The organism is Pseudomonas sp. TS_SC_3, from assembly GCF_056156225.1.
The window spans coordinates 3,559,120-3,570,856 of sequence record NZ_CM149586.1; the positions used below are offsets into that span (position 1 = coordinate 3,559,120).

An 11,737-nucleotide genomic window follows, 5' to 3' on the forward strand; every position below is an offset into this window, starting at 1 on the left:
GCAGCTTCCTGGGTACGGCTAGCGAGGTGTGAGCGCACAGGGCTCAGCGTCGGCAACCAGCGCGGCTGGCTGCAAGGCAATTTAGAGGACGACGCGCCAGGCATCCGGTGGGCGTGCGTGGCGGCAATGCCACAGCGCCCAAAAGGCCAGGGTTTTTGGCAGTTTTACGTTGCTCTGTTGGGGCGCGCACAGGTGCCGTTCAGAGGGTCGCGTACTGCATCGGGGGGTGAGGGGAAATCTGCTGGAAGTACACATGGCCAGCAGGTTCACATAGGCCCAAGCTACGGTTCAATCTGATTTTTCACATGCTTGGTTGCTGCTTGGCTAAACATTGTCTGCCGCTGTTTTGCGGTGTTCAGCCGCCGCGTAGGTTTGCCAGCAGCCGCTCGGCATTCTCGGTGCAGGGCATGCCTGCTGGCTTACTTTCGATGCCTGCGATGATTGTCAGTAACTGCGCCTTGTTCTGCGCCAGGTGTTGCTGCATGGCCTCAATCTCGATGATTTTGCTGCGCAGGCTGGCAAGCAATTCAGGATGGGCCAAGCCTTGGGTGTGATCTTGCGGCAACAACCGGCGAATTTCTTCCAGGCTGAACCCGGCGTGTTGGGCGCAGCTGATGATGCTGAGGGTTTGCAGTGCCTGTTCGGTATAGCGGCGATAGCCATTGGCCTGACGTTGGGCGCTGATCAGCCCGCTGGCTTCGTAGAAGCGGATGCGTGAGGGCGCCAGGCCACTGCGGCCGGCCAGTTCACCAATCTTCATCATTGTCACTCCGGGCTATTGACCTTCATCCTGACTTTAACCTTAGGCTTGCGGCGCTGACCACCCTTGGAGCTGTCCATGCGCGCATTCGAAACCCTGCACTTGCCCAACGGCACCACCCTGCCCAATCGCATCGCCAAGGCGGCGATGGAAGAGAACCTGGCGGACGCCAATCAAGGCCCGTCTGCTCAGCTGTTGCAGCTGTATCGCGCCTGGGCCGAGGGCGGCAGCGGTTTGCTGATCACCGGCAACGTAATGGTCGACCGCCGCGCCATGACCGGCCCTGGCGGCGTGGTGCTGGAAGATGAGCGCCAACTGGATAAATTCCGCGAGTGGGCGCGGGTCGGCCGGGCTCAGGGCGCGCAGATCTGGATGCAGCTCAATCATCCTGGGCGGCAGATGCAGGCCAGCCTCGGTCAGCCAACGGTCGCACCTTCTGCAGTGGCACTGGCGCTGGGTGGCTTGTCGAAAATGTTCGCCGTGCCCAAGGCGTTGGATGAGGCCGAGATTGCCCTATTGATTGAGCGCTTTGCTCGCTCCGCTCAGCTGGCCGAACAGGCGGGCTTCAATGGTGTGCAAATTCACGCCGCGCACGGTTACCTGCTCAGCCAGTTTCTGTCGCCGTTGAGTAATAAGCGCACCGACCGCTGGGGCGGCGCGCTGGAAAACCGCGTGCGGTTGTTGCTGGAGGTGATCAAGGCCGTGCGGGCGGTGGTGACGCCCGGGTTCTGTGTGGCGGTCAAACTCAACTCGGCAGACTTTCAGCGTGGCGGGTTTGACGAGGCCGACGCCAAGCGTGTGGTGCTGTTGCTCAATGAACTGGCCGTGGACCTGGTTGAGTTGTCCGGCGGCAGCTATGAAGCTCCCGCCATGCAAGGCGATGCACGTGATGGTCGGACCTTGGCACGCGAGGCGTACTTTCTGGCGTTTGCCAGTGAGATTGCCACCGTGGCAAAGATGCCGATCATGGTCACCGGGGGTATCCGCCGTCTGCCGGTGGTCGAGCAGGTACTGGCCAGCGGCGTGGCCATGGCGGGCATCGCAACGGCACTGGCCATTCAGCCGGCATTGCCCAAGCAGTGGCAGGCTGGGCAGCCTAACGCACAGGCCGAACTGGCGCCGATTCGCTGGAAGAACAAGACATTCGCCTCATTGGCCTATATGGCCACAGTCAAGTTTCAGTTGCGCCAACTGAGCCGAGGCAGGCGCACTGACGCCCAGGTGTCGCCGCTGCGCGCTTTGCTCTTGGAGCAACTGAAAACGGCGTGGCGCACCCGGCTGTACAAGCGCTTGATGGCCAGCCCTGGCTAAGCGGGCAGGTGCCCGGTTTTTACCCAGATCAGGCAACCCTGTTCGCTGAACGGGGTGTGCTGTGACAAATGCGGGCTGCGCAGCCACGCGCCGGCGGGGTAGTCACCGAACTCATCTTGAAACGTGCCTTCCAGGACAAAAATTTCCTCACCGCCCCAGTGCCGATGCGCATTGAAATACGTGCCGGGTGCCCAGCGCACCAGCGCCACGTGTTCGGTGCCGTGTTGGTGCAGCGGCAACACCTGTAAGCCGGGCACCAAGCCCTGACGCCATTCACTGCGGTTGCTGTCGATGACCACGTGCTGGTCATCTGCCGGATCAAACTGCATCAATTTGACGAGGATGGTGCAGCCTTCCCGGCTAAACGGTGCATGTTGGCTGCCGATTGGGTTGCGCACATAAGTGCCGGCCGGGTAGTCACCCCGTTCATCAGAAAGCACGCCCTCCAGCACCAGAAATTCCTCGCCACCGGGGTGCTGGTGCGCGCTGAAGTGAGAGCCCGCGGCGTAGCGGACAACGGAGGTGGCCCGCGCAACTTCCTCGCCAATCCGGTCGAGCATGCGCCGCTCCACGCCCGGCATGGGCGATGCCACCCAGGGGCTGTCATCCGGGCGAACCAGTGCCCGTTGGCTGAAATCGGCGTTGAGTTGCATGGTCACAGTTACTCTGGGTGGGCGTTGGGTTGTGTGGCGCTCGGTGCGCGGCGGCGGTGGCCCGAGCGCCTCTTGCCTCAGTGATCGGTACTTTTCAGTAGCTTGATCAGTGCTTCGGCGGTGGCATCCGATGACGCTGGGTTTTGCCCGGTGATCAACAGACGGTCGACCGCCACATGGCTCTGCCAGTCGTTGGTGCTGGAGTAATGGCCACCGTTGGCGATGAGCATGTCTTGCACCAGGAACGGCACCACGTCGGTCAGCTGCACCGCTGCTTCTTCACTGTTGCTAAACCCGGTGACCTTTTTGCCGCTGACCAGCGGCTGGCCATTGGCCGCTTTGGTGTGGCGCAGCACGCCCGGTGCGTGACAGACGGCGGCAACAGGCTTGTTCAGGGCCTGAAAGCGCTCAATCAAGGCAATCGAGATTGGGTCTTCGGCTAAATCCCACAGCGGGCCGTGGCCACCTGGGTAGAACACCGCATCGAAATCGTCTGCCTGCACCTGGCTCAGCGGCACGGTGTTGGCCAATGCTTGCTGCGCGGCTGGGTCTGCCTTGAAGCGCTCAGTGGCCGGCGTTTGTGCGTCGGCTGCATCGCTTTTCGGGTCAAGCGGCGGTTGGCCGCCCTTGGGTGAGGCCAAGGTCAGCTGCGCGCCGGCATCCTTGAACACGTAATAGGGCGAGGCGAATTCTTCTAGCCAGAAACCGGTCTTGTGCCCGGTGTCGCCCAGTTGGTCGTGGGAGGTCAGTACCAGCAGAATCTTCATGATGTATTCCTCGGGGCGCAGTCCGTGATGAACGAGCAGACAGCCATCCTACGCGCATTGGCCGCTCGCGATAATTCGAAAGGCTTGATGATGCCTATCAAGGCCAGGCATGGCCTTTAAACCTGCAAAAGGCTACTCACGCTTGTGGCTTGTAGCCCAGGCGCAAACCGCCCCAGTGACGGCCCTGCAGCATGATCGGCACCGACAGGTCGTGCATCAGCTCGCCGGTGTCGCGCATGTAGGTTTGCAGCAGCAACGGCTGCTGATGGCTGCCGCAACGAATGCCGGTGCGGTCGTTGAACAGGCGTTTGCTGCGGCTCTTGACGGCGTCCACGCTGCGGTCACCGGTCGGTGGGTGGTTGAAGGCGTTGTTATGGGTCGGCACATAGCCTTGAGGGGTGCAGGCGATGGCAAATACCAGGCCCTCATGCTGGCTCAGCAGCGGCTCCTGAATCGCCGGTAATACCTGGTCGGCATAACGATCAAAGCGTGTGCTGTATTTGGCCGGGAAGCTGCCGGCAATCGGCTGGTAATGCCGGTCAAACAGGTCGCTGGCGCTGACGCGGCCGGCCTGCATGTCTGCTTCGAACTGCGCCGCAATCTGCGTGGCAGCACTGCGGGCGAGGTCAAAGATGCGTTGGTGGTAGTCATCCAGGCCGACTGCGGCGAGCTGTTCGCTGATGCTTTCGGCTTGGCCGACCAGGCGCTCGGCAGCGCTGCTGAGCTTGCGCGTCTGCCCTTCGCTGTCGTCGACATCACTGCGCAACTGACCAACCGCTACCGAGAGTTCGGCCAGGCGTTCGTGGTTATGCCGTGTGCCGGTGTCGATTTGCTCGACCTGGTGCTCGACCTCCTCTGCCAGGCTGGCGATGCCTTGCAATTGCTCGCCGGCGTGTTCGACCTGGGCTGCCGCCTGAACCAGCTGCTCGGCCTGTTGCTGCATATGGCTGACCACCGCCACGCTCTGCTGGCGGATGTCGCTGACAATCTGCCCCACTTCCTCGGTGGCGCTGCTGGTGCGCCCGGCCAGGTTACGCACCTCATCGGCGACCACGGCAAAGCCCCGGCCGAGTTCACCGGCGCGGGCGGCTTCGATGGCCGCATTAAGGGCCAACAAGTTGGTTTGGCTGGCGATTGATTGGATCACCTGGGTGACCTTTTCGATCTGCTCGGTGCGGCTGCTCAGGCCGTCAATCAGCTCGCGGCTGGTGGCGGTCTGCGCGCTTAGCTGCTGCATGGTCTCGATGGTTTTACGCAGCTGCTGCTGGCCGCTGCTGCTGTTCTGGCGCACGCTTTGCGCCGCCAGCAGCGTTTGTTCGGCGCGCTGGGCGTTGTCCTGTTCGGTGTGGGTAACGGCTTCGGCGGCCTGATTGATCTGCTCGGTAGCGCTCAGTTGCGAGTGCAGTTTGCCGGCCAGTTGCTGCGCCGCATGTGCGACCTCGGCGGCCGCCAGGGCGTTGTGGCAGGTTTGCCGGGACAGGTCCTGGCTCAGGCTGCTGAACGTCGTCTGCGGCGAATTGGCAGCGGTGGGTGGCTCGTCATACTGGCGCTGCCAAGGCCCCAGCCACGGCCATAGCGCCAGCAGCAGAAAGGACGGGATGCTGATAAACCACGGCAGCTGGATGTGCTGATAAACCAGCATCAACCCGGCCAACCCGATGGCATGCAGCAAGCACGCCTTGGGATAGGTAATAAACGCGGAGCGCATGACAAACCTCATTATTTTTCTTCTGCTCGCCGCGCCGCTGGTTACGGTCAGTGGCGCGCTGCGATGCTGTGGGCGGGCCATGCCTACTGCAGCCTGGCGATGTGCAGCTGGAGATGCCTGCACAGGCCTTCGGCCGTTGTCGACGAATCTGTAGACCATAGCGGGTGACGCTCCCTGCGGCCAACCTTTGCTCGGAGGTTGATTCGAGCAGCCAGGCGCGTATTCGGCCATGGCACTTTGGTCGCAGGCACGCTAATTACTTAGCGTTTGGTTATACCGGCGAGGTTATACGCCGCGCCATTAAAAACGGTGGCGTTGGATAAAGCCTTTATCGAGAAAGTCCTTCCAGCGGCCATAAAATTGGCCGCCGGCGCTGTAACCATGCCAGTCCAGCAGTGCGCCGCCATCGCCGGTGGCCAGCAGGGCCAGGCTCTGTCGTTGTGGGCGGTAACGTTTCAGCGGCAGGCCACGCAGCGCTGCATTCAGGTTGGCCGCCAGCACCGGGCCCTGGCGTACCGCGTACACGCCACTTTTGCGGGCGCCGGGCAGGCTGGCGCAGTCGCCCACGGCGAAAATTGTCGGGTGGGTGTAGCTCTGCAGCGTTGGCGCCACCAGTACAAAGCCTTTTTCGTCACAGCCCAACCCGCTGTGCGCCGGCCAGGCAAACGCCTTGGCGCCGCTGGCCAGCAACAGCCGCTGGCCACGCCAGACCGGCGAGCTGCCGCTGAGCAGGCAGTCATTTTCGATGCGGTTAATCGGGCAATCCTCGCGCACTTCAACGCCGTGTTGGCGCAAATGGCCGAACGCGCGCAAACGCACCCCAGAGGACAATCCATCCAGTAAATGACCGGCGCAGAACAACGCCAGGTGCGGCACCTTGTCGGCCACTGCCAGGGCCAGTTCGACCCCCGCTGCGCCGCCACCGAGAATCGCCATGGGCTGCGGTGCGGCTTGCCAGCGCTGCCAGCCGGCGAGAAAACTGTCGAAGGGTTTCACGGCCAACAGCTGCATGGCATCGCCCTGCTGGGGCGGCGCACTGATTTGCGCGCCGACATTCAGCGATAACCAGCTGGCATTGAGGGTACGGCCATCGCCCAGTTGCACCTGCTGCTGGGCGGCAGAAAGGCCTTCAACCGGGCTGATGATTAGCTCGATTTTGGCGGCACGACACAGGCTTTGTAACTCAACCTGACAATCTGCAGCGTTATGCCGCCCGGCCAACAAACCCGGCAACATCCCCGAATACCAGGCCACTGGCCCGGCACTGAGCAAGGCGATACGCCCCGGCGGCCGCTCGACCAACGCCCAGCGACGCAGCACGCCGAGGTGGGCGTGACCGGCGCCGATTAATAGCAGGTCATAGTGATGAGTCACGCAGAGCTTCCATGGGGTGCGCAAAGACACGCATGGTAAATACTAAAGCGCTTGGCTGTCGCCCATCAGGTTGTTTCGATTTAACTGTCTGCGCTCGGCAGGGTGATGTGTTTGATCTGCTGAAAGGCCGACAACCCCCATGGCCCCAGTTCACGGCCGATGCCGCTGGCTTTACCGCCGCCCCAAGAGGTATGCGGGTAGATCACCTGCGCCGAGTTGATCCACACATGCCCGGCTTCCAGCGCTGCGGCCACGCGCAGGGCGCGGTTGCGGTCGGCGCTGATCACGGTAGCCGCCAGGGCGAAGTCGCAGTCGTTGGCTTGCCGCACAGCATCTGCTTCATCGCTAAAACGTCGGCTGCAAAGTACCGGGCCGAAGATTTCCTCTCGCCACAGGCGGCTGTTGGCGGGTACATCGGCGTAAAGTGTGGGCGCGATGAACCAACCTGGCCCCGGCAGTTGCCCCCCGCCGCTCAGGCGTTGCAAGCCCTCCTGCTCGGCGATGGCGAAATATTCCAGCACCTTGTGCAGCTGAACCTGGCTGGTTATCGGGCCCATTTCGCAACTTTCGTTGTGAGGGCCGCTGACGTTGATCGCTGCCATGGCGCTGGCCAGCTTGTCTAAGAGGGCATCAGCGATGCTGTCCTCGACCAGCAGTCGTGAGGTGGCTGAGCACATCTGACCAGCGTTCCAGCAGATGCCGGCGATGATCCATTGCACCGCCTGGTCCAGATCGCTGTCGGCAAACACCAGAATCGGCGACTTGCCGCCCAGCTCCAGAGCCACTGGTAAGGTGCGTGCGCTAGCGGCCTGCATCACTTTACGGCCCACCGCATTGCTACCGGTAAAGGACAGCTTGGCGATCTGCGGATGGCTAACCAGCGCTGCGCCGGTAGTGGCATCGCCTGGCAGTATATTGAGCACGCCCGCTGGCAGGCCGATGGCGGTTGCAATGTCGCCTAATTGCAACTCAATCAGTGGTGTCAACTCGGAGGGTTTGAGCAGTACACAGCAGCCGGCGGCTAAGGCCGGCGCGAGCTTCCAGGCACTGGTGACCAGAGGGAAGTTCCACGGCACGATCAGCCCGACCACGCCCAGCGGTTCCAGGCGGGTAAAAGCCTGGTAGCTATTATCTGGCAGGGCCACGGCGGCGTTCTGCCGGGCGTCCAGGCCGTCGGCCAGTTCGGCGTAATAGGCGAAGGTGGCGATGGCGTCGCTGATATCCAGCTCGGCCTCATGCCGCGGCTTGCCGCTGTTGCGCATCTGCAACTCGATCAGCTGCGGGCTACGCGCCTCGATCTCTGCGGCGAAGGCGCGCAGATAACCCGCGCGCTCACTGGACGCACGCTGAGTCCAGGCCGGCAAGGCGCGCCGGGCCGCCTGCACCGCCAGCTCTACATCCGCCGCCGAGGCGCAGGCCATGCTGGCGATCTGCTCGCCGGTGCTGGGGTTGAATACCGGCAGTTGGCTGGCGCTGTTGGCGGTGCGCCAGGTCCCGTCGATAAACAGTTGTGCGTTCATGCATCACCTTCAACAGAAGGATGGAAGGGCGCCTGCTCCAGCACTTCGACAATCAGCGGGCGGTCGCTCGGTGCGCTGCGCAGCAGCTCACGCAGGTGCGCATGATCGCGGGCGCGTTCGGCCACGCAGCCGAAGCCACGGGCGATGGCCAGCAGGTCCGGGGTGTAGATATCCACGCCAATCGGGGTGATCTCGCGTCTTTCCATATAGCGCTTGATTTCGCCATAGCCGGCGTTGTTCCACAGCAGCACGATAATGCCGACTCCGGCTTCCACCGCGCTTGCCAGCTCCGGCAGGGTAAACTGAATGCCGCCATCGCCCATCAGGCTGATCACCGGGCGGTTTGGCTCGGCCAGCTTGGCGCCGATGGCCGCCGGCAGTCCGTAGCCCAGGGTGCCGTAGCCAGTGGAGGCGTTAAACCAGCGTCGCGCGCCGTCCAGCTCCACCAGGTGGTTGCCGCTGTATACGGTCTGGGTCGAGTCGCCGACAAAGCGCGCCTCGGGCAGCACCTCCAGCACTGTGTCGAACAGCTGGCGGTAATGCCACCAGCCGCTGAACTCCTCGGCCAGATGCTTCTGCACGGCGGCGGTGCGCATGGCCCCGGGGCTGTTGTCGCGTTGTTCGCCAGGGTTGAACTCGGCCAGCAACAGGCGCATGGCCAGGCGTGCATCGCCCTGGATAGCCAGGGTGGGGGCGAAGTTGCGCTGCAATTGCTGGGCGTCGATATCGATGCGGATCAGCGCGCCTTTGATCTGGAAATTGCCATCGAACACCACGTCGTAGTCGGTCTCGCCCAGTTCGGTGCCGATGGCCAACACTACATCGGCGGCCAGTGCCAGCTCGCGTACCGGGACCAGCGACTGGTTGCTGCCCAGCAGCAGCGGATGGCCCGGCGGCAGCAGGCCCTTGGCGTTGATGGTCTGTGCGGTCGGTGCATCCAGAGCCACGGCCAGGGCGCGGGCTTCGGCTTGGGCGCTGACGCAACCGCCGCCGAGCAGCAGCAGCGGGCGCTTGGCGCTTTTCAGCAAGGCCGCCGCTTCGCGGATCAGCACGCGGCTGGGTGCCGGGCGCTGGATGCTCGGTTTGGCGGCCAGCTGCATATGGCTGGCATCGGCGGTGATAATGTCCAGCGGCAGCTCGATATGCACCGGCCGTGGCCGCTCGCCTTCGAATACGGCAAAAGCACGGGCAAGCACGGCGGGCAGTTCCTCGACACTAATCAGGGTATGGCTGAAAGCAGTCACCCCGGCGGTCATCGCGCGCTGGTTGGGCAGCTCATGCAGATAGCCCTTGCCCAAGCCGAGGCGGTCACGCTCATTGACGCTGGAGATCACCAGCATGGGAATCGAGTCGGCGTAGGCCTGGCCCATGGCCGTGAGGATATTGGTCATGCCCGGGCCGGTGATGATAAAGCACACCCCTGGTTTGCCTGAGACGCGGGCATAGCCGTCGGCCATAAAGCCGGCACCCTGTTCGTGCCGCGGGGTGATATGGCGGATGTTGCTGTGCGGCAGGCCGCGATAAAGCTCTACGGTGTGCACGCCGGGGATGCCGAATACGCTATCGACGCCCCAGGCTTCGAGTTGTTTGACGAGAAATTCGCCGCAGCTGGTCTGGCTCATGCCGAGGTTTGCTCCAGGATGCTGAACGGGCTGCGGGAAAAAATGCGGCGTAGCAGGGGTTCAAAATGGGACAGTGGCAGGGTGTCATAATTCGGGTCGAACGACTGGCAGTCCCAGTCGAAGCAGAAGGCTTCGCAGGCATCGAACCAGGGGTGTCCGCGGAATTTCTCTCGGGCATCCGGGTCGAGGCCGAGATGCTGCCAGTAGTAGTGCCCCTGGAACACGTCGTGCTGCTGAATGATCCAGTGGGTGCGTGCCGAGACGAACGGCTTAAGGATTGCGGCCGCGAACTGGGCATGATCGAACAGCGCGAGCTCGTCACCAATATCGTGCAGCAGGGCCGCGACTATCATTTCTTCGTCGGCTCCGGCGCGCTTAGCGCGGGTGGCGGTTTGCAGGCAATGCAGCAGGCGGGTGATCTGGTAGGGCTGGTCCCCTTCACCCATCTTTTCCAGTGTACGCAGCAGGTGATCCGGCAGGGCTCTGAGGTAGTCTTGGTCATGGCGCAGCACCAGCTGCCAATCGTCGGCAGTGCTCTGGTCGATGCGGGTAAAACGAGCCTTTTTCATAGCGTTCTCGCTCATTTTCAAACGATCCAGTGCGCCATCAGTGCGATGATCGGCAGGGTGATCAGAGTACGGATGATAAAGATGGCGAACAGTTCAAGGATGTTCAGCGGCAGCTTGGCCTTGATGATCAGCACGCCGACTTCCGACATATAGATCAGCTGGGTCAGGGATACGCAGGCCACCACGAAGCGGGTCAACTCACTCTCGATCCCCTTGCCCAGCACCGCCGGCAGGAACATATCGGCAAAGCCCACCAGGATGGCCGGCGCAGCCTTGGCCGCTTCCGGCAGTTGCAGCAGTTCCAGCAGCGGCACGATCGGCGCGGACAGCCAGTTGAAGATCGGCGTGAACTCGGCAATAGCCAGGGACACCGTGCCGATGGCCATCACCAGCGGCAGCAGGCCGAGCCAGATATCCACCACGTTATGCACGCCGACCTTGACCATCTGCGCGGGCGAGGGGTTGCTGTTGGCGCGTTTCACCGCCTGCAGCACGCCCCAGCGCAGCAGCGAGGTGCCGGCCGGTACGTCTTCCTTGATCTGCTTGCCGACGCCGGCAACGTAGTCGTCTTTCTTCCACGACAGCGGCGGAATGCGCGGGGTGATGATCGCCGCGGCCAGGCCCGCCACCACCACGGTGAGGTAGAAGGGCACGAACAGGTGGTCGAGCTTCATAAAGCTGGTGATCAGCAGGCTGAAGGCGATCGAGGCGACCGAGAAGTTGGTGGCGATTACCGCCGCTTCCCGGGCACTGTAGAAGCCCTTCTGGTACTGCTGGGCGGTAATCAGCACGCCGACGGTGCCGGAGCCGAGCCAGCTGGCTATGGCGTCGATAGCCGAGCGGCCCGGCAGGCCGAAGACCTTGCGGAACACATTGCGCACCAGGGTGCCGCAGAACTCCATCAGGCCGAAATCGGTGAGCAGCGGCAGGATCAGCCCGGCCACCAGAAAGAAGGTGATCAGCACCGGGGCCAGGTCTTTCAGTACCACGCCACCGGTGTTGGCGTTCCACACCCATTCCGGGCCGAACTGCCAGAAGGTCATGGCGGCAAACACTGCGCCGAGCACGCGCAGGCTGAGCCATAGCGGGCTGAGGTTAAACATCTCGTTAAGTGTTGGGCGTGTGGTCAGCCACTTGGGCTTGAGCAGGCTGGCGAACAGGCCGAGAGCGGCGGAAAACAGCAGCAGGCCGGTGGCGATGGCCGGCAACCAGGCGCTTAGCGCGGCTTTCAAAGCGTCGGCCATTACGCCCAAGCCGATGGTGACCTTGTCGTCATAGACGATGGGGGTAAGAAACAGCAGCACGCCGAGCAGCGAGGGGATCAGAAAGATCAACAGCTGGCGTAGGTTGTAGGAGCTGTGAGCGGGCGGCTGGTCATCCAGCAGCGGCATGCTTTGGTCGTGGTTCATCGTGGCACCCTATTTATTGTTGTAGTGCACGGGCACCGCACGAG

General features: G+C 62.7%; 10 protein-coding genes. 1 reads left to right on the forward strand and 9 read right to left on the reverse strand.

Annotation, left to right across the window (positions count from 1 at the left end):
• Positions 1 to 355: 355 nt before the first annotated feature.
• The gene (locus AC0J6G_RS16735) at positions 356 to 760 is read right to left on the reverse strand and encodes a MerR family transcriptional regulator (RefSeq protein WP_475249633.1); all 405 of its coding nucleotides are present in this window, start codon (positions 758 to 760) and stop codon (positions 356 to 358) included.
• Between the two features lie 78 nt (positions 761 to 838).
• On the opposite strand from AC0J6G_RS16735, the gene AC0J6G_RS16740 reads away from it, so the two are divergent.
• Positions 839 to 2,071, forward strand: a complete 1,233-nt coding sequence (locus AC0J6G_RS16740) for an NADH:flavin oxidoreductase/NADH oxidase family protein (RefSeq protein WP_475249635.1) — start codon at positions 839 to 841, stop codon at positions 2,069 to 2,071.
• On the opposite strand, the gene AC0J6G_RS16745 is transcribed toward AC0J6G_RS16740, so the two are convergent.
• The 8 genes from AC0J6G_RS16745 to AC0J6G_RS16780 all read right to left on the reverse strand — a co-directional run bounded on the left by AC0J6G_RS16745 (position 2,068) and on the right by AC0J6G_RS16780 (position 11,693).
• Positions 2,068 to 2,724: a cupin domain-containing protein gene (locus AC0J6G_RS16745; protein WP_475249637.1), complete on the reverse strand. Its 657-nt coding sequence runs from the start codon at positions 2,722 to 2,724 to the stop codon at positions 2,068 to 2,070. The genes AC0J6G_RS16740 and AC0J6G_RS16745 overlap by 4 nt on opposite strands.
• 77 nt (positions 2,725 to 2,801) lie before the next feature.
• Positions 2,802 to 3,491: a type 1 glutamine amidotransferase domain-containing protein gene (locus AC0J6G_RS16750; protein WP_475249638.1), complete on the reverse strand. Its 690-nt coding sequence runs from the start codon at positions 3,489 to 3,491 to the stop codon at positions 2,802 to 2,804.
• A gap of 136 nt (positions 3,492 to 3,627) precedes the next feature.
• Positions 3,628 to 5,430: a methyl-accepting chemotaxis protein gene (locus AC0J6G_RS16755; RefSeq protein ID WP_475249640.1), complete on the reverse strand. Its 1,803-nt coding sequence runs from the start codon at positions 5,428 to 5,430 to the stop codon at positions 3,628 to 3,630.
• 69 nt (positions 5,431 to 5,499) lie between these two features.
• Complete coding sequence (locus AC0J6G_RS16760; RefSeq protein WP_475249642.1) at positions 5,500 to 6,573, reverse strand: FAD-dependent oxidoreductase; 1,074 nt, start codon at positions 6,571 to 6,573, stop codon at positions 5,500 to 5,502.
• A gap of 80 nt (positions 6,574 to 6,653) precedes the next feature.
• The gene (locus AC0J6G_RS16765; protein WP_475249644.1) at positions 6,654 to 8,093 is read right to left on the reverse strand and encodes an aldehyde dehydrogenase family protein; all 1,440 of its coding nucleotides are present in this window, start codon (positions 8,091 to 8,093) and stop codon (positions 6,654 to 6,656) included.
• Entirely contained in the window at positions 8,090 to 9,715 is a 1,626-nt protein-coding gene (locus tag AC0J6G_RS16770) for a 5-guanidino-2-oxopentanoate decarboxylase (protein ID WP_475249646.1), read from the reverse strand. The genes AC0J6G_RS16765 and AC0J6G_RS16770 overlap by 4 nt, the downstream gene beginning before the upstream one ends.
• Positions 9,712 to 10,299: an HD domain-containing protein gene (locus AC0J6G_RS16775; protein WP_475249648.1), complete on the reverse strand. Its 588-nt coding sequence runs from the start codon at positions 10,297 to 10,299 to the stop codon at positions 9,712 to 9,714. The genes AC0J6G_RS16770 and AC0J6G_RS16775 overlap by 4 nt, the downstream gene beginning before the upstream one ends.
• A gap of 2 nt (positions 10,300 to 10,301) precedes the next feature.
• Complete coding sequence (locus tag AC0J6G_RS16780; RefSeq protein ID WP_475249650.1) at positions 10,302 to 11,693, reverse strand: YjiH family protein; 1,392 nt, start codon at positions 11,691 to 11,693, stop codon at positions 10,302 to 10,304.
• Between the last annotated feature and the right edge of the window lie 44 nt (positions 11,694 to 11,737).